Annotated in this window: 19 protein-coding genes; 5 read left to right on the top strand and 14 right to left on the bottom strand. The window is 71.6% G+C overall.

Annotated elements, in window-relative coordinates:
- Positions 1-127 precede the first annotated feature (127 nt).
- Genes J2W20_RS18285 through J2W20_RS18310 form a run of 6 tightly spaced genes read right to left on the bottom strand, consistent with a single transcriptional unit; the run spans position 128 to position 3,291 of the window.
- Positions 128-448, bottom strand: coding sequence for a putative quinol monooxygenase (locus J2W20_RS18285; RefSeq protein ID WP_307008473.1), 321 nt, complete (start codon positions 446-448; stop codon positions 128-130).
- A 21-nt stretch (positions 449-469) separates the two neighbouring features.
- The gene (locus J2W20_RS18290; RefSeq protein WP_307008475.1) at positions 470-1,090 is read right to left on the bottom strand and encodes a hypothetical protein; all 621 of its coding nucleotides are present in this window, start codon (positions 1,088-1,090) and stop codon (positions 470-472) included.
- An 18-nt stretch (positions 1,091-1,108) separates the two neighbouring features.
- Positions 1,109-1,504 (bottom strand): MmcQ/YjbR family DNA-binding protein, encoded by a 396-nt coding sequence (locus tag J2W20_RS18295; RefSeq protein WP_307008478.1) that lies wholly within the window; start codon positions 1,502-1,504, stop codon positions 1,109-1,111.
- Positions 1,504-1,938, bottom strand: a complete 435-nt coding sequence (locus J2W20_RS18300; RefSeq protein ID WP_307008479.1) for a CoA-binding protein — start codon at positions 1,936-1,938, stop codon at positions 1,504-1,506. Before J2W20_RS18300 ends, J2W20_RS18295 begins: the two co-directional genes overlap by 1 nt.
- A gap of 22 nt (positions 1,939-1,960) precedes the next feature.
- Entirely contained in the window at positions 1,961-2,737 is a 777-nt protein-coding gene (locus tag J2W20_RS18305) for a hypothetical protein (protein WP_307008480.1), read from the bottom strand.
- On the bottom strand, positions 2,734-3,291 hold the full coding sequence (locus tag J2W20_RS18310) for an RNA polymerase sigma factor (protein WP_307008481.1): 558 nt from the start codon (positions 3,289-3,291) through the stop codon (positions 2,734-2,736). Before J2W20_RS18310 ends, J2W20_RS18305 begins: the two co-directional genes overlap by 4 nt.
- Positions 3,292-3,627: 336 nt before the next feature.
- On the opposite strand from J2W20_RS18310, the gene J2W20_RS18315 reads away from it, so the two are divergent.
- Together J2W20_RS18315 and J2W20_RS18320 are read left to right on the top strand one after the other, a co-directional pair.
- Positions 3,628-4,431: a histidine phosphatase family protein gene (locus J2W20_RS18315; protein ID WP_307008483.1), complete on the top strand. Its 804-nt coding sequence runs from the start codon at positions 3,628-3,630 to the stop codon at positions 4,429-4,431.
- Complete coding sequence (locus tag J2W20_RS18320) at positions 4,415-5,350, top strand: NAD(P)H-hydrate dehydratase (protein WP_307008485.1); 936 nt, start codon at positions 4,415-4,417, stop codon at positions 5,348-5,350. The genes J2W20_RS18315 and J2W20_RS18320 overlap by 17 nt, the downstream gene beginning before the upstream one ends.
- A 51-nt stretch (positions 5,351-5,401) precedes the next feature.
- On the opposite strand, the gene J2W20_RS18325 is transcribed toward J2W20_RS18320, so the two are convergent.
- Positions 5,402-6,688, bottom strand: coding sequence for an adenylosuccinate synthase (locus J2W20_RS18325; protein ID WP_307008487.1), 1,287 nt, complete (start codon positions 6,686-6,688; stop codon positions 5,402-5,404).
- Between the two features lie 171 nt (positions 6,689-6,859).
- Between J2W20_RS18325 and J2W20_RS18330 the strand changes: the two genes are divergently transcribed.
- Positions 6,860-7,717, top strand: a complete 858-nt coding sequence (locus tag J2W20_RS18330) for a DUF1206 domain-containing protein (RefSeq protein WP_307008489.1) — start codon at positions 6,860-6,862, stop codon at positions 7,715-7,717.
- Positions 7,718-7,746: 29 nt separating this feature from the next.
- Here the strand turns inward: J2W20_RS18330 and menE are convergent, their stop codons facing one another.
- From menE to J2W20_RS18355, 5 genes are read right to left on the bottom strand one after another with little or no spacing between them, the layout of a single operon-like run.
- Positions 7,747-9,303: an o-succinylbenzoate--CoA ligase gene (gene menE, locus J2W20_RS18335; RefSeq protein WP_307008491.1), complete on the bottom strand. Its 1,557-nt coding sequence runs from the start codon at positions 9,301-9,303 to the stop codon at positions 7,747-7,749.
- 30 nt (positions 9,304-9,333) lie between these two features.
- Positions 9,334-9,807: a MaoC family dehydratase gene (locus J2W20_RS18340; RefSeq protein WP_307008492.1), complete on the bottom strand. Its 474-nt coding sequence runs from the start codon at positions 9,805-9,807 to the stop codon at positions 9,334-9,336.
- A 20-nt stretch (positions 9,808-9,827) separates the two neighbouring features.
- Positions 9,828-11,015, bottom strand: coding sequence for an acyl-CoA dehydrogenase family protein (locus J2W20_RS18345; protein ID WP_307008494.1), 1,188 nt, complete (start codon positions 11,013-11,015; stop codon positions 9,828-9,830).
- Position 11,016: 1 nt separating this feature from the next.
- Positions 11,017-11,922, bottom strand: coding sequence for an amidohydrolase family protein (locus J2W20_RS18350; protein ID WP_307008496.1), 906 nt, complete (start codon positions 11,920-11,922; stop codon positions 11,017-11,019).
- A gap of 2 nt (positions 11,923-11,924) precedes the next feature.
- Entirely contained in the window at positions 11,925-12,860 is a 936-nt protein-coding gene (locus J2W20_RS18355; RefSeq protein WP_307008497.1) for an SDR family NAD(P)-dependent oxidoreductase, read from the bottom strand.
- 120 nt (positions 12,861-12,980) lie between these two features.
- Here J2W20_RS18355 and J2W20_RS18360 point away from each other — a divergent pair, with 120 nt between their 5' ends.
- Positions 12,981-13,445, top strand: coding sequence for a MarR family winged helix-turn-helix transcriptional regulator (locus J2W20_RS18360; RefSeq protein WP_373458053.1), 465 nt, complete (start codon positions 12,981-12,983; stop codon positions 13,443-13,445).
- A 26-nt stretch (positions 13,446-13,471) separates the two neighbouring features.
- Here the strand turns inward: J2W20_RS18360 and J2W20_RS18365 are convergent, their stop codons facing one another.
- Together J2W20_RS18365 and J2W20_RS18370 are read right to left on the bottom strand one after the other, a co-directional pair.
- Entirely contained in the window at positions 13,472-14,740 is a 1,269-nt protein-coding gene (locus J2W20_RS18365; protein ID WP_307008499.1) for an FAD-binding protein, read from the bottom strand.
- A 24-nt stretch (positions 14,741-14,764) separates the two neighbouring features.
- Entirely contained in the window at positions 14,765-15,766 is a 1,002-nt protein-coding gene (locus J2W20_RS18370; RefSeq protein ID WP_307008501.1) for an SDR family oxidoreductase, read from the bottom strand.
- Between the two features lie 200 nt (positions 15,767-15,966).
- On the opposite strand from J2W20_RS18370, the gene J2W20_RS18375 reads away from it, so the two are divergent.
- Entirely contained in the window at positions 15,967-17,460 is a 1,494-nt protein-coding gene (locus J2W20_RS18375) for an ABC transporter permease (RefSeq protein ID WP_307008503.1), read from the top strand.
- Positions 17,461-17,566: the final 106 nt, after the last annotated feature.

The following is a 17,566-nucleotide window of genomic DNA, read 5'->3' on the forward strand; positions in this document are numbered from 1 at the left end:
CACCCTGGTGGGCACCCCCACCCGGCTTACGCCGGCGGCCCGGTCGCCTTCCGCGCGGAAGGCGACCGGGCCGCCGTCGTGCTTCGGGCCGTCGCCGTGCTTCGGGCCGCCGTCGTGCTGAGGGGTGCTAGCCGATCTGCAGCTCGCCCATCTCGCCCCAGCCCTCGCCGTCGACCTGACGGGAGATGATGCTCGGGGTCCTGACCAGGCACGGCCGCATGGACTCGAGGCCCTTCGCGAAGTGCGCACTCTGCACGTGCGGGGCGGCGCCGTCGTCCGTGAAGCCCTCGACGAGCACGTACTCGGCCGGGTTCTCGAGCGAGCGCGACCACTCGAAGAACAGGTTCCCGGGCTCCTTGCGCGTTGACTCGGTGAACTCGCGCACGATCTCGGGGAACTGCTCCGCGTACTCGGGCTTGGTCTCGAACTTCACGACGATGAAGTACATGGGTTCCTTTCGGTAGTTTGGTCAGCCGCCGGTGGCGCGGCAGGCCTCGATCCCCTCGCGCGCCCACGCCACCTGGGCCGGGGTGCCCACACGTTCGGCCCATTGCTCGGCGAGCTGGAACTCGACCAGCGCGCGGTGGGGCTCGCCCGCGTCGAGGAACATCCAGCCGAGGTTCCCGTGGAGCGAGGCGCACCACCGCTGGGCCCGCTGGCTGTGGGAGCTGCTGGCGTACTCGATCCCGGCGCGGGCCCACGCCTCCGCGTGCTCGGTGTCCGCAATCGCGAGCATGTGGAACGCGTCAGCGGCGAGGAACTCCTCCCCGAGGTGCTCGCCGAGTTCGGCGGCCTGCTCGAACAGCGGCACGGCCATGGCGGCGTGCCCAGAGGAGTTGAGGAGACGGCCGCGCTCGAGGACGACCCGCACGCCGATCGTGGGGTCCGGCCCGCAGTCGATGCCGTCGAGGAGCGCATCGGCCTCCTCGACGCGGCCCTGCAGGCCGATCGCGCGGCCGAGCTGCGTCATGAGCTCGCAGCGCTCCGCGTCGTCGAACCGCGGGTCCTCGAGGGCGCGGCGGAAGGCCGCCTCCGAGGCGGCCGGGTCGGAGAAGTCCCACAGGGCATCGAGCGTGGACTGTTCGAGCACGCTCCCACCCTAGCCTGCTCAGCGGGCGAGCCGGCTCCAGCCCAGCGCCTCGCGGTGCGCCCTGGGGAGCCCCGCCACGACGAGGTCGTACGAGTCCTCGACGAGGTCCCGGACGTCCTCCTCGGTGAGGGCGCCGTCGAGGCGCACGTCGCTCCAGTGCCTCTTGTTCAGGTGCCAGGCACCGGTGATCTCGGGATGGGCGGCCCGCAGCTGGACCGCGAGCGCAGGGTCGCACTTGAGCGCGACCCTGAGCGGGACCGCGTCGAGGGTGGAGAGGGCGAACATCTTTCCGGGCCGCTCGTCGCCCCCGCGCGGGGACCGGACCTTGAACACCGAGGCCTCGGGTCCGAAGGGGAAGTCCTCGTACGCCCCCGGGAATCCCAGGCACAGTTCCCTGAGCTGGGCCGCCTCCATCACGCGGTCCTGCGGCCGCGCCGCCACAGCTCACGCTCGGGGCAGGCGTCCATGACCACGTCGAGTCCGGCCGCCTGCGCCCGCTCGGCCGCGGCCTCGTCCACGACGCCGAGCTGCATCCACACTGCCCGGGCGCCCACGGCAATGGCCTGGTCCACGACCTCCCCGACCCGGGTGGAGTTCACGAAGCAGTCGACCACGTCGATCGGGTGCAGCTCCGCCGGGAGGTCCGCGAGCCGCGCGTAGCCCTTCTCCCCGTGCACGTCCTCGCCGCGCAGGTTCACCGGGATGATGCGGTTGCCCATGACGTCGCGGACAGTGAGGGAGACGGCGTGCGCGGCGCGCCATTCGTTGCGGGTCAGCCCCACGATGGCCCACGTCCCGGGCGTGCTCATGAGGCGGTCGATGACAGCAGGATCATTCACGTGCCGCATGGGGCCATGCTACTGCGGCGCGCTACCGTCCGGAGTCCTGGGCGTCCCCGCCCTGCCCCTCTCCTCCTTGGCCGCCTCCAGCCCCGCTCCCGCTGGGGGTCGGGCGCGGGGTGCCCTGCGAGGGGCGCGCGGGCTCGGTGGAGTCGCCGGAGGCACGCCCCCGCGCGCTGCCCTGGGGCTGCTGCTGGTCCTGCCGGCCCTGGTCCCCGGCGTCGCGGGGCGCCGGGGAGGCCCCGTCGCCCCGGCCCTGGACCGGCCGGGCGGCGCCCCGGTCTCCGGCCTCCCCCGCCCCGGCGACGCCCGCGGCGGCGCTCGCCGCGCCTGCGCCCAGCGGGGGCGCCGGGGTACCGGTGGGGGTGCCGGTGGGCGCGGCCTCGCCCGGGGCGAGCGGCTCGGCGGCGTGGGCCAGCGAGGGCCCGACGGCGGGGCGCAGCGGTGCGTGCCAGTCCCAGGCCTGGCCCGTCATCGCGGCGACGCCGCTTGCCCCGAGGCCCATGCCCGCCGCGACGAGCACGCCGACCATCGCCCCGCGGTGGCGCTTGATCCAGCGCGGCCTCGGGGCGGCGGCGGCAGCCTCGGCCTTCCGGGCCGCCGCCCGGGTGAGCGGGAGCACGACGGCGAGCGGCGCCGTCGCACTGTCCGTCGCCTGTCCGCCCGCGAGGAGGCGTGCCAGCTCGCCGGTGGGCGCGGGCGGCTCGGCGAGCCGGAGCGCGGCGATCCGCCCGAGCGCGGCCGTCAGCGCGGCGTCGTGCTCGAGCCCCTCCTCGGCGAGCACCGCCTGCACCTGCGTCCTCTTCACGCTGATCGGACCCACTCTTCCTCTGCTACGTGCTCCCGCAGGGCCAACAGGGCCCTGCGCTGGAGCTGCTTGACCGCGCCCGGCGTCTTGCCGAGCACGGAGGCGACTTCCTCGATGCTCAGTTCCGCCACGATGCGGAGCGTGAGCACTTCCTTCTGGTCCCCCTTGAGCCTGCCGATCAGGATCTCCGCATCGGTCTGGCCGGCGGCGAGGAGGGCATCGTGCTCGGCGGAGGCGGTCTCGCGGGTGTCGAGCAGCGGGTCGTAGTCGACGATCCGCGGCCGGCGCTCGGTCCGGCGGTAATGGTCCACCACCCGGGCGTGTGCCACGGAGAAGACGAGCGTCTTCAGCCCCGCCGCCCCGCCCGTGATCGAGCCAAGGCGCGGGAGCACCGCGACGAACACGTCCTGCGCGAGCGCCTCGGGGTCGTCCACCCCCCGGGCGGACATGTAGCCGATCACCGCGGGTGCCAGCGAACGGTAGACGAGGGTGAACAGCTCGTGCTCCGTCAGCGCGCCCGGCGCGAGATCGTCGTCGGTGATCGATTCGAGCACGGCTATCCTCTGGATTCCTGACCCTGGATTCTGAAGGCAGAACCCGCCCAGTCTAGCCGTGGGCCAGCTGCGCCGACGGCCCGACTGGGCAGAGAGGAAGCCGGGCTGGAACATGATGGGGGACAGATTCCAGCCCGGCTTACATCCACGTAATCGTCCGCGGCCCCCGGAAGGTTACGCGGATTCCGGATTTTCTTTCGGGAGCCCCTTCCGGCCCCGCTGGGGCCGGCGCGGCGCGGTCCGCCGCCGGCGCGGTCGGTTACTTTCCGCCGCCCACTGGGTACGGCGTAGGTGGTGTTCCTGGATCCGGCACGGCAAGGACGGGGTGATGTCTCGATGGACACGTCAGTGAACAGCGGTTCGGCCGACGACGGCGGCCTGGCGGAGGCCGTCCAAGGGCCCGGGGCGGTGGAGCTGCTGCTGATCCGCCATGGTGAGAGCGAGGGCAACGTCGCGGCGACGGAAGCGCGTGAGGCCGGGGTGGAGGTGATCGACGTCCCTGCCCGCGATGCCGACGTGGACCTGTCCGGGACCGGCCGGGACCAGGCCAAGGCGCTCGGCACCGCGCTGGGCCGGGTCGCCGCAGAGCTCCGGCCGGACGCGGTGGTGTCCTCGCCCTACGCGAGGGCCCGCCAGACGGCCGAGATCGCGGTGGAGACGGCAGGCTGGCCGCTGCAGGTGCGCACCGACGAGCGGCTGCGCGACCGCGAGCTCGGCATTTTGGACCGGCTCACACGAGTGGGTGTGGAGCAGCGCTATCCCGAGGAGTCCGAGCGCCGGGCATGGCTAGGCAAGCTGTACTACCGGCCGCCGGGCGGGGAATCGTGGGCGGACGTGGCCCTGCGGCTGCGGTCTGTCCTCGCGGACGTGAACTCGCTGGGCATGGGGCACCGGGTGATGCTGGTGTGCCACGACGCCGTGATCATGCTTTTCCGGTATGTGCTCGAGGGGCTCAGCGAGAGGGAGCTGCTGGACCTCGCCTCCCGCGAAGCGATCCTCAACGCCTCGGTGACGCGGTTCGTGCGCCCCTCCGGCGTGGGACCGTGGACGCTGGAGAGCTTCAACGTGGCCGACCACCTGACAGAGCTGGGCGTCGAGGTCACCGAGCACGCGGGAGACACCAGTGCCCGGCCGCGCTGACTCCTCCGGCGCCACCCCCGTGACGCCGTCGCTCCTGCGGGAGTGGCCGCTCCCTGCCCCGGGCCAGGACAAGTACTCGCGCGGGTCTGTGCTCGTGGTGGGCGGTGCGCGGGCCACGCCCGGCGCCGCCCTGCTGGCGGGGACGGCCGCCCTGCGCGCCGGCGCCGGGAAGCTCACACTGGCCGTGGCCGAATCGGTGGCCGTGCAGGTGGGGGTGGCGCTGCCCGAGTGCGGGTCGATCGGCCTGCCGGAGACCGCTGCCGGCTCGGTCAGGCCGGAGCTGGACCGGATCTCCGCGCCCCTGGACGAGGCGGACGCCGTCCTGGTGGGTCCGGGGCTCGACGATCCCGAGCTCGCCGGGCAGCTGCTCGCCGCGCTGCTCGAGCGCGAGGCCGCCCGCGGCGACCGGCCCGGCGGCGACCCGGGCAGCCGCGGAGGGCCCGCCGTCGTCCTCGATGCCTACGCCCTCGGCGCCCTGGCGTCCCTCGAGGACCAGCTGGCCCCGTGGCGCGGGCGGCTGATCCTGACCCCGAATCGCAAGGAGGCGGCGGTCCTGCTGGGCCGGGACGTGGACGACCTCGAGAAGGACCTGGCCGAGATCTCCGACAGGTTCCACGCCGTGGTCACCTGCCAGGGGTTCATCAGCCAGCCGCCCGGGCTCGAGCCGGAGGAGCCGGAGCGGTGGAGGATCACCACGGGGTACGGCGGCCTGGGCACCTCCGGCAGCGGGGACGTCCTGGCTGGCGCGATCGCCGGGCTTCGGGCGCGCGGAACCAGCAGCGCGCAGGCGGCCTGCTGGGGCACCCACCTGCACGCCTCGGCCGGCGACCGGCTGGCCAGCAGGTGCGGTCCCCTCGGGTTCCTCGCCCGCGAACTCGCCGACGAGCTGCCCGCCCTGATGCTCGAGTTCAGCGTCTGACGCGCGCGCCGTGCACGTGGCAGCCCCAGCGATCCCTGCGGGAGGACCGCCCTAGTCGATGAGGTCGCGGACCACGATCGTCTGCTCGCGGTCGGGGCCGACACCGATGGCCGAGAACCGCGTCCCGGAGAGCTTCTCGAGCGCCAGGACGTAGTCGCGGGCGTTGGCCGGGAGCTCGTCCAGGGTCGTGGCGCCCGAGATGTCCTCGGTCCAGCCGTCGAAGTACTCGAAGATCGGCTTGGCGTGGTGGAACTCGGTCTGGGTCATGGGCATCTCGTCGTGCCGCACACCGTCGACGTCGTACGCGACGCAGACCGGGATGCGCTCGATGCCGGTGAGCACGTCGAGCTTGGTCAGGAAGTAGTCCGTGAAGCCGTTGACGCGCGAGGCGTGGCGGGCCAGCACGGAGTCGTACCAGCCGCAGCGGCGCGGCCGGCCGGTGTTGACGCCGAACTCGCCGCCGGTCTTCTGCAGGTACTCGCCCATCTCGTCGAACAGCTCCGTGGGGAACGGCCCGGCCCCCACGCGGGTGGTGTATGCCTTGATGATGCCGATGGCCCGGGAGATGCGGGTGGGGCCGATGCCCGAGCCCACCGAGGCGCCGCCGGCGGTGGGGTTCGAGGACGTGACGAACGGGTAGGTGCCGTGGTCCACGTCGAGGAACGTGGCCTGGCCGCCCTCCATGAGGACCACCTTGCCGTCGTCGAGCGCCTTGTTGAGCTCGTACGTCGAGTCGATGACGAGGGGACGCAGGCGTTCCGCGAAGCCGAGGAAGTAGTCCACCGTCTCGTCGATGTCCACGGCCCGGCGGTTGTAGACCTTGACGAGGAGCTCGTTCTTCTGGTGCAGCGAGCCCTCGACCTTCTGCCGCAGGATGGACTCGTCGAAGACGTCCTGGACTCGGATGCCGAGGCGGGCCACCTTGTCCATGTAGGCCGGCCCGATCCCCCGGCCGGTGGTGCCGATCGCGCGCTTGCCGAGGAACCGCTCGGTGACCTTGTCGAGGGTCTGGTGGTACGGGGCCACGAGATGGGCGTTGGCGGAGACGCGCAGCCGGGACGTGTCGGCGCCGCGGGCCTCGAGCCCTTCGATCTCCTGGAAGAGCGCCTCGAGGTTCACGACGCAGCCGTTGCCGATGATCGGGATCGTGTTCGGGCTCAGGATGCCGGCGGGCAGGAGCTTGAGCTCGTACTTCTCGCCGCCGACCACCACGGTGTGGCCCGCGTTGTTGCCCCCGTTGGGCTTGACCACGTAGTCCACGCGGCCCCCCAGCAGGTCCGTTGCCTTGCCCTTGCCCTCATCGCCCCACTGGGCTCCGACGATCACGATTGCTGGCATGGATTCCTCCCCGGACACCGCCCACGGCCCGGCTGGCCGTCGGCCTACATGCAAAGGCCCCGTCTCTCGCGCGTCGTGGCAAGACTTCCGGGGCTCTTGCCACCCAAGTCTACCGAAGCGGGGCAAGGGGCACCGAAGATGATGGGAAGCACTCACCTCAGGAGGTCATCAGTGGACGATCATTCACGCGGGGGCGGCGGGGCCGACAACTCGGCCCAGCGGGGCGCCAAGGACGCCGCCCACCATGCGGAGCGGGCCGCGAGCTCGCCCGCCGCACGCACGGTGGCGCGCGCGGGCTTCGCGTTCGTGGGTCTGCTGCACATCCTCATCGCGTGGCTGGCGCTCCAGGTGGCGCTCGGGGGCAGCAGCAAGAGCGCCGACCAGTCGAGCGCGGTCCAGCAGATCGCCTCGGCGCCGGGCGGCCCTGTGCTGCTCTGGGCCGCCGTCGTCTGCTGCGCCGCCCTCGCCGTGTGGATGGTCATCGACGCCGTCGCGAAGTGGCGGCGCGAGGGCAAGCCGACCAAGGCCCTCGGGCCCGGCGGCACGGCGCTCGCCTACTTCGCCCTCACGTGGCTCTTCGTCAGCTTCGCCCTCGGCAACCAGAAGAACTCGAGCCAGCAGTCCCAGCAGACCACCGCCAACGTGCTCTCGATTCCCTTCGGTCCGGTGGTGCTCTTCATCGCCGGGCTCGTGGTCCTCGGCATCGGGGTGTACTTCGGCTTCCGCGGGGTGACCCGCGGCTTCCTGGGCAAGGACGCCCAGCCGACCGAGTCCGCGCCGGACTGGGTGAAGGTCGTGGGAAGCGTCGGCTACACGGCGAAGGGGATCGCCGTGGCCGTGGTGGGCATCCTGATCCTGGTCGCGGCCGTGCACCATGACCCGAAGCAGCAGTCCGGCCTCGACGGAGCCCTCAAATCGCTGGCCTCGCAGCCCTTCGGCACTTGGATCCTCGCGGCCGTGGCCCTCGGCCTCGCCTGCTACGGCGTCTACAGCGCGGCGCGGGCCAAGTACGGCAACTTCGACCAGTAGCCCGCGCCGCCCACTGCTCTGAGACAGTCCTACCGCGCGAACTGCTTCCGCAGCTCGGCCTTGCGGATCTTCCCGCTCGCGGTGCGGGGCATCTCCTCGACGAACACGACCGACTTGGGGATCTTGTACCGGGCGAGCCGCCCGTCGAGGTGGGCGCGGATGTCCTCCGGAGTGAGCGAGGTTCCCTCCCGCAGGGTCACGACGGCGCGGGGGACCTCGCCCCACTTCTCGTCCGCCACCCCGATGACGGCCACGGAGGCCACCTGGGGGAGCTCGACGATGGCGGCCTCGACCTCGGCGGGATAGATGTTCTCGCCGCCGGAGATGATCATGTCCTTGAGCCTGTCGGAGACGAACAGGAAGCCCTCCTCGTCGCGGTAGCCCATGTCGCCGGACTTGAACCAGATCCCGTCCGCGTAGGAGTCCCGGGTGGCCTCGGTGCGGTTCCAGTACTGCTTGATCACGTTCGGTCCGGAGATCTGGATCTCCCCGACCTCCCCCGGGCCGAGGACCTCGCCGAGCGGATCGGCGATCCGGATGTCGGTGAAGAACTGGGGCAGCCCGGACGAGCCGGCCTTCTCGCGGGACCGCCACACGGGCAGGGTCGTCGCCCCGGGGGCCGTCTCGGTCATGCCGTACCCGTTCGAGAACCCGAGCCCGCGCTCCTCGTAGGCCTCGAGGACGCGCAGCGGCACGGCCGAGCCGCCGCAGGTGAGCTTGTCGAGCGAGCTGAGGTCCGTCGTCGCCCAGTCGGGGTGCTCGGCGAGGAGCTGGTACGTGGTCGGGACGCCGCTGAGGGCCGTGATGCGGTGCCGCCCGATGAGCTCGAGCGCACGGCCGGGGTCGAACTTCTGCTCGAGCACCACGGTGGCGCCCTTGAGCAGCATGGGCAGCAGGCCCATGTCGAGGGAGGCCACGTGGAACAGCGGGGAGATCATGAGCGCCACGTCGTGGCGGTTCACGTCCATGTCGGTGATGACGTTGATGCAGTTCCACGTGATGTTGCCGTGGGTGAGCAGCGCCCCCTTGGGCCGGCCGGTGGTCCCCGACGTGTAGAGGATCATCGCCCCGTCGTCGAGGCCCACCGTCTCGTCGATCCATTCGTCGGGCGCCGCGGCGAGGGCGTCCTCGTAGCGCCCGACGACGGCGGTGCCGCCCGCGCTGGGAGCGGCACGGGCGCCGTCGTCCGCGGATCCGACGACGAGGCGGTGCTGCACCCCGGTGCCCGCCGCGGCCGAGGCGGCGAGGCCCTCGAGGGGGGCGCCGTGGACGAGGAGGCGGGCGCCGGAGTCCTGCAGCTGGAACTGCAGCTCGGGGGCCGCGAGCCGGGTGTTGAGCGGGATGAAGATCGCGCCCAGGAGGCCCGCGGCGAAGAACGTCTCGACGAAGGCCGGATCGTTCTCGCCGAGGTACGCCACGCGGTCGCCCCGGGCCACGCCCCGGCGGCGCAGCGCGTTGGCGAGCCTGTCCGTCCGCTCGGACAGCTCCGCGTAGGTCAGCGTGCGGTCGCCGGCAATGAGGGCGGTCTGGGGCCCGGACTTGGGGCGGCGGCGGTGGAGCCACGAGCCAACACCGTTGTTGTACATGCAGAACTCCTGAGGGGGCGGCGGGACGGCTTACTTGTAGAACCGCGCGAGGAACTCGGCGACGACGGCCGGGCGCTCCTGGCCCTCGATCTCGATTGTGGCGTTGACCTTGATCTGGGCGCCGCCCTTGACCTCGGTCACCTCGGCGATGGTCCCGGCCATGCGGACCTTGGAGCCGACCTTGACGGGCGAGGTGAACCGGACCTTGTCGAGCCCGTAGTTGACCTTGGTGGTGACGCCCTCGACGTCGAACAGCTCGCCCCAGAACGGGATGACGAGGGAGAGCGTGAGGAAGCCGTGGGCGATCGGGGCGCCGAACGGGCCCTCCTTGGCGCGCTCGGGGTCAGTGTGGATCCACTGGTGGTCGTCGGTCGCGTCGGCGAAGAGGTTGACGCGGTCCTGGGTGATCTCCATCCAGTCGGTCGTGCCGAGGTCGGCGCCGGCCAGGGTGAGGAGCTTGTCGAAGTCGACGACGAGCCTCGGCTCGGAGGTGCGTGCGGTCATGGTGTTCTCCTTGGAGTTCTCTATTTGGTGAAGGCGCTCTGGCCGGTGAGGGCCCGGCCCACGATCAGCGCGTTGATCTCGTGGGTGCCCTCGTAGGAGTAGACGGCCTCGGCGTCCGCGTGGAAGCGCGCCACCTCGGCATCCAGGGTGATCCCGTTGCCGCCCACGACCTCGCGGGCGAGGGCCACGGTCTCGCGCATGAGCAGCGAGGTCTGCATCTTCGCCAGGGCGGAGTCCTGGTCGCGGTAGACGCCCTTCTCCTGCTGCTCGGTGAGCCGGACCACGAGCGCGAGGCTCGAGGTGAGGTTGCCGAGCATCCGGGCGAGCTTCTCCTGGACGAGCTGGAACCCGCCGAGCTGCCGGCCGAACTGCTCGCGCCCGGTGACGTAGCGCAGGGCGGCCTCGAAGGCGCCGGCCTGGATGCCGGTGGCGATCCAGGCGACGTCCGAGCGCATGGCCCGGAGCATGGCGGCGACGTCCCGGAACGAGTTCACGTCGTGGAGCCGGTCCGCCTCGGTGACGCGCACGCCCTCGAGCGTGATGTGCGCGTTCTGCATCATGCGCAGGGCCGTCTTGCGGTGGATCTTCTCCAGGGTGACCCCGGGGGCCTCGCGCGGGACCAGGAACGCCTTGACCTGCCCGTCCGCGACGTCGCGGGCGAACACGGCCAGGACGTCCGCCGTGAAGGCCCCGCCGATCCAGCGCTTGGCGCCGTCGAGGATCCAGGTGTCCGTCCCCGGCTCGCGCCGGGCGGTGGTGGCCAGGCCGCCGGCGATGTCGGAGCCGTGCTCGGGCTCGGTGAGGCAGAAGACGCCCTTGAGCGAGAAGTCGATGACCTTGGGCATCCACTCCCGCCTCTGCTCCTCGGAGGCGCCGACGCGGATGGCCGTGCGGAACAGGCCCGCCTGGGCCGTGTAGAACGTGGCGATGGAGGCGTCCGTGCGTGCCAGCTCGAAGATGCGGAAGCCGTGGTAGAGCCCCCGGGCGGGGCGCGTCCGGTTCGCGGTGAGCTCGGCGGGCTCCATGAGGTCCAGGTCGATGAGCGGCTGGGCGATCTCGTAGGGGAACTCGCCGCGCTCCCAGTAGTCGCCCACGAGCGGCCTGGCGGCCGTGTCGAGGAAGTCGCGCAGCCGGCCCAGGACCAGGCGCTCATCGTCGGTGAGCAGGCCCGCGGCGTCGTACCAGTCGCAGACGGAGTACAGGTCCATCTCAGTGCTTCCCTTCCGCGGCGGCCCCGAGCCCGAGGAGTTTGACGGCATTGTCCTTGAGGATCTTGGGCCGGACCTCGTCCTTGAGCGGGAGGTCCGCGAACGCGCCGAGCCACTTCGCCGGGGTGATGAGCGGGAAGTCGGTGCCGAACAGGACCTTGTCCGCCAGCATCGAGTTCGCGGCCCGAACGAGGGACTGCGGGAAGTACTTCGGGGACCAACCCGAGAGGTCGATGTAGACGTTCGACTTGTGGGTGGCGATGGAGATCGCCTCGTCCTGCCAGGGCACCGAGGGGTGCGCCATGATCACGGTCAAGCCGGGGAAGTCAGCGGCGACGTCGTCGAGAAGCAGCGGGTTGGAGTACCTGAGCTTGATCCCATGGCCGCCCGGCAGCCCGGCGCCCATGCCGTTCTGGCCGGTGTGGAAGACGGCGGGGAGGCCGAGCTCCGCCAGGGCCTCCCAGAGCGGGTAGAACTCCTCGCTCGAGGGGTCGAAGCCCTGCAGCGACGGGTGGAACTTGAATCCGCGGGCGCCGAGCTCGAGGGCCTGGTGCTTCGCCCGGGCGATCGCCTCCTCACCCATGCGCGGGTCGACGGAGCCGAACGGGATGAGGACGTCGCTGTGCTCGGCGGCACCGGCGATGAGGTCCTCGATCGAGTTCGGCTCGTGCTTCAGTGCTGTGCGCGCGTCCACGGTGAAGACGACGGCGGCCATGTTCAGCGAGCGGTAGGTGTCGGCGATCTTCTCGAGCGTGGGGTGGCGGTCCTCGGCCTTGAAGTACTTCGAGGAGGCCTCGTTGAGGTCGTCCGGGAGGGAGCAGTGGCCGTGGCCGTCGATCTCGATGTGCACGTGCATGTCGATCGCGTTGAGCTCCTCGACGTCAAGGCCGAGTTCGTAGCGGGACATGCTCAGCGGGCCTCTGCCCCAGAGGGCTGGAGCTCGGCCGGGAGGGGGAGGAACTCCTCGCCCACGCTCTGCAGGTGTCCGCCGATCAGCTCGGCACCCTTCTCCTGCAGGGCCTCGTAGGTCCAGCCGCCCTCGCGGTAGTCGGTGGTGGCGGGCTCGGGGTGGGTCCAGACCTGGAGGCGGTCGCCGCCGGCCCCGATCGCCTGGCCCGTGATGCCGGCCGCCTCGTCGGAGGCGAGGTACGCGATCAGGCCCGCGACGTCGTCGGCCGTGCCGAAGCCGAGGTCGTGGCGGAAGAAGTCAGGCATGGCCTCGCCGCGCTCGTCTGCCTCGACGGCCTTCGCGAAGTACGGCACCGTCTTGGTCATCGCGGTCGCGGCGACGGGGATGACGGCATTGACGGTCACGCCGGCCTTCTTCATCTCCAGGGCCCAGGTGCGCACCATGCCCACGATCCCGGCCTTGGCGGCGGCGTAGTTGGTCTGGCCGAAGTTGCCGCGCTGGCCCGTCGGGGAGCCGATCGTGACGATGCGGCCAGCGACGCCGTTCTCCTTGAAGTAGGCATAGGCCTCGCGGACGCAGGTGAAGGTGCCCTTGAGGTGGACATTGATGACGAGGTCGAAGTCCTCGTCCGTCATCTTCAGCAGGCTCTTGTCCCGCAGGATGCCGGCGTTGGTGACGAGGATGTCGAGGCGGCCGAACTCCTTCACGGCGCCGTCCACGAGCGCTTTCGCGGCCTCAGTGGTCCCGACGGGGACGACGACGGCGGTCGCCTTCCCGCCCTCCGCCTGGATCTGCTCGACCGCGGCGGCGGCTGTGGCCTCGTTGACATCGTTGACGACGACGGCGGCGCCCTGACGCGCGAGCTCCCTGGCGTAGGCGAGGCCGAGACCCTGTCCGCTGCCGGTGACGATCGCTACTTTGCCTGCCAGGCTCATGCCCTGCTCCCTTGCGGTCTGTGGCTGTGGCCTCGTCCATGAGACCCTTGTCACAGTCCATGAGATACTGGATCATTGAAAATGTCAACGATTGAATTTTGATGAGGTTTGGAGGCCCCGGTGAGCATTGGCCAAGGCGTGGATGCGGCCGACACCCCGCGGCTCGCGACGTCGGCGATCGCGGACGACATCGGGCTCCTGCTCGCGAAGGTCCGTGCTGCCGGTTCGGTCCTGAACAACCGCACGCTCGCGGACTTCGGCCTGCGCGAGCGCTCCTACTCGGTGCTGCGGCTCGCGTGCAGCGGCCTCGAGCCCACCCAGCGCGAGCTCGCCGACTTCCTGAGCCTGGACCCCAGCCAGATCGTGGCGCTCATCGACGACCTCGAGGGGCAGGGCCTCGTGACGCGCGAGCAGGGAAGGACCGACCGGCGGCAGAAGATCGTGCTCGCGACCCCGGCCGGCGAGCGCCTGCACGCCCAGGCGGAGGCGGCCCTGAAGTCCTGCGAATCGGAGCAGTTCGCAGCCCTCAGTGCCGCCGAGGTCGCGTCGCTGCGGGCCCTGCTCCAGCGGACGCTCTGGGGCTAGCCCGGCCCGGCCGGGGCACAGGCCCGTCAGCCGAGGACGCGGTCCAGGTAGGCGTTGCGGAATACGCCGGCCGGGTCGCGCCGGGCCACGAGGCTCCGGAAGTCCTCGAACCGGGGGTAGAGCGCGGCGATCGCGGCCGAGGGCATGGCGTTCAGCTTGCCCCAGTGCGGTCGGGCGCCGAACGGGGCGAGGGCGTCCTCGAGCTCGGGCAGGATGGCTTCGACCTCGCGCTGGAGCGGCTTCCAGGTGAAGTGGAGGGCCACGCTGTCCTGGCGGTAGGAGGGGCTGAGCCAGAACTCGTCCGCCGCGACAGTGCGGACCTCGGAGACGTAGAGGAGCGGTGCCAGCCGCGCAGCGAGCGTCCGCACCGCGCAGAGGGCCTCCGCCGCCCGGGCCCGCGGCAGGAGGTACTCGGTCTGCAGCTCGTCCCCGGCGCTCGGGGTGAACTCGTGCCGGAAGTGCGGGAGCCGGTCGAGCCACGGGCCGGGAACATCGAGCTGCTGGGTGCAGTTGCCCGCATCCATCTCGGGCAGCGGGTGCCGCGGCCGCCCGGCGGGAGCCGCACCGAAGAAGGACGCCGGCGCGGCGCCGGCGCTTCCGTCCTCGCCGGCGCCGACGCGCACCTTGCGCCAGGCGTGTGGCACGGTGTCCCCGGCATAGTCGGTGAAGAGCGAGACGCTGTAGGCGTCCCCGGCCACCGCGTCGAAGTCGGCGAGCACTGCGTCCCACGGCAGCCCCTCGAACACCTGCTGCCGTACCCGGTAGGTCGGCTCGATCGCCAGCTCGAGCGCCGTCACGATGCCGAGGGCCCCCAGGCCCACGACGCTGCCGAGGAACTCCTCGCCGCTGGCCGCGTCAAGCCGGTCGAGCTCGCCGGAGGCCCGCACGAGCTCGATCGCCGTCACGGCAGAGGCCAGGGCCGGGCTCGCGATGCCGGAGCCGTGGGTGCCGGTCTGGACGGCACCGCCCACCGAGATGTGGGGCAGCGACGCCAGGTTGTGCAGCGCCCAGCCCTCGCGTTCGAGGGCTGCCCCGAGCGCTCCGTAGGTGGTGCCGGCCGGCACGCGGACCGTCCGGCGAGCGGAGTCCACCTCGATCCCGCCGGGCAGCCGGTCCAGGACGACGTGGACCCCGCCGGTGTCCGCGATGTCGTTGAAGCAGTGGCGCGAGCCCAGCGCCTTGACCCGCTCCCCCCGTTGCGCGGCGCCGGCGACGAACTCGGCGAGCTCCTGCGCCGATTCCGGCCGCACGACCGCCGCCGCCGCGTACTCGAGATTTCCAGCCCAGTTCCTCATCGTCTCGCTTCCAGGTCCGTGCCGTCAGTGGGGGGCCGGGGCGACGCGGAACCGGTCCGCGAGCTCGTCCATCAGCCGGTCGATGTGGGGATCCACCGCCTTGCGTGCCTGGTCCTCGTCATGCCACGCCACCATCTCCCGCGCGCCCTGCTCGTAGGGGATGCAGGGAGCGAAGTCGGGGACGATGCTGCGGAGCTTGGAGGTGTCGAAGACCGCCGAATGGGTCTTGTCGCCCAGGAGCGAGGCACCCCATTCGGGGTCCACGGCCGCGATGGCCTCGGAGGGAACGTGGACGATCCGGGCCTCCGCCCCGGCGGCGTGGGCCAGGACGTGGGCGATCTGGTCCCACGTCAGCACATCGTCCGAGGTGATGGTGAAGGCCTCGCCGAGCGCCCTCGAGTGCCCGAGCAGGGGGACGAAGCCGCGGGCAAAGTCCTCGTGGTGGGTCAGGGTCCACAGGGAGGAGCCGTCGCCGTGGACCACGACCTCCTTGCCCTGCCGCATCCGCTCGACCACCGTCCAGCCGCCGTTGAACGGGGGCCGCGTCCTGTCGTAGGTGTGCGAGGGCCGGATGACGGTCGCGGGGAAGCCGCGCTCCCGGTAGGCCGAGGTCAGGACGTCTTCGCACGCGATCTTGTCGCGGCTGTACTGCCAGTACGGGTTCCGCAGCGGCGTGGACTCACGGATGGGCAGCCGCGCCGGCGGGGTCTGGTAGGCCGATGCGGAGCTGATGAAGACGTACTGGCCGGTGCGGCCCTCGAACAGCCCGAGGTCGGTCTGCACGTGGTCGGGGGTGAACGCGACCCAGTCCACCACGGCATCGAACTCGCGCCCGCCCAGCACATCCCGGACGGACTGGGGATCGCGGATGTCTGCCACGAGCTGTTCGGCGCTGGCGGGGACCTCGCGCCGGCCGGTGCCGCGGTTGAGGACCGTCAGCTCGATCCCGCGCTCCACGGCGAGCCGCGCGCACGCCGAGCTGATGGTGCCGCTGCCGCCGATGAAGAGGGCCTTGAGTGGACTCATGGGGCCTGCCTTTCGCGTTGTCCGCACCGTGCACGTGTCCGCAGTCTGCCACCCCTGATCAGCGCCGCGGGAGAGGTTCTGGCCCCAGCAGCCGCATCCCGACACAGCAGCACCACAGGTTCGCCCTACAGATCCCATAGTTTCCCGCCATAGCCTTCGGGGCAGGCGCGGCGAAGGTCCGCGCATCGAAGGGACACCCCATGTTTGCTCGGTACCTGCGGCGGGAGCTGTCAGGGCGGCGGAAGCAGACCGCCATCATCGCCATCGCCCTGGCCCTGGCCATCGCACTCGTCATCGTCGTCAACGCCCTCTCCGCGGGCGTCCGCGATGCCCAGAAGGCCGCCCTCGCGTCGGTGTACGGGGTGGGCACCGACATCACGGTGACCAAGGCCGCGGCCCCCCCGACCGCCGGCGCGCAGCCCGGACAGCGGTTCGACTTCAACGGGGGCACGGGCGGCACCGCGGGCTCGTCGACCTCGGTGAACCAGTCGCGGCTCGTTTCGGGCCGCGGCGCCTCGACCTTCGCGTCGACCTCGCTGGCCACGGTCAAGGGCACCGGCGGCGTCCAGGCCGCCTCGTCCGCGCTCTCGCTCATGAACCTCACCCTCAACGGCCAGGTCAACCAGAATGGCAGCGCCACCGCCGCCCCCAGTGCCCCGGCGCAGTCCGCCACGGGTTCCCGGCAGGGCGAGTTCCGCCGCGGCCCGGGCGGATCGTTCGGCATCAACTCCTTCAGCGTCCTCGGGATCGACTCCGATGCCTCGACGGTCGGCCCCCTCGCCGCCGCGACCGTCGCCCAGGGCCGTGCCCTCGGGACCCAGGACGTCGGCAAGCACAACGCCGTCCTCGATTCGTCCTACGCGACGACCGCGAGCCTGAAGCTCGGCGGCACCGTGAACGTGGGCGGGACGGACTTCACGATCGTGGGCCTGGTCTCCGCGACCGGCTCCGAGTCGGAGACCGCCGCGAACGTGTACATCCCGCTGGACGTCGCCCAGACCCTCTCGAGCCAGCCCAACGTCGTGAGCACGGTCTACGTCAAGGCCGCGTCCTCGGACCAGCTCTCCACGGTCAAGTCCTCCCTCCAGAAGGCCCTGCCGGACGAGACGGTCAACACCCAGGACGACCTCGCGTCGAATGTCTCCGGCTCCCTCGCCAACGCCTCGAGCCTGGTCTCGGGACTCGGCCTGTGGCTCTCGATCGCGGTCCTGCTGGCCGCATTCCTGCTCGCAGCGCTCCTGACCCTCTCAGGCGTCTCCCGCCGCACGCGGGAGTTCGGCACCCTCAAGGCGATCGGGTGGCGCAACTCGCGGATCGTGCGCCAAGTCGCGGGCGAATCCTTCGTGCAGTCGGCGATCGGCGCCGTGGGCGGGATCGCCATCGGCCTCCTCGCCGTCCTCGCCCTGAACATCTTCTCCCCGACCCTGAGCGCCTCGGCCGGCGTAGGCCGCGGCGCCGGCCAGGCGGCCCGGCAGGCCGCGGGCGGTGCAGGCCAGGGCGGCGGCTTCGGCGGCGGCGGGTTCGGCCGAGCCGGAGCGGCGGCCACCCAGGTGGTCCTGGGCGCCCCGGTGACCCCCTCCGTCATCCTCATCGCGGTGGTCATCGCGATCGCGGGCGGCCTCATCGCCGGCATGGTCGGCGGATGGCGTGCGGCCCGCCTGCAGCCGGCAGCGGCCCTGCGGAGCGTGGCCTGATGAGCGTCCAGGACGAGAAGCGACTCGGAACAGAGGAACCCAGCATGCACCGCACCACGACCCCCGACGAGGACCAGAACCCCGTCCAGGCCCCGACCACCGCCCC

It is taken from the genome of Sinomonas atrocyanea (genome assembly GCF_030812675.1).
GTDB lineage: Bacteria > Actinomycetota > Actinomycetes > Actinomycetales > Micrococcaceae > Sinomonas > Sinomonas atrocyanea_B.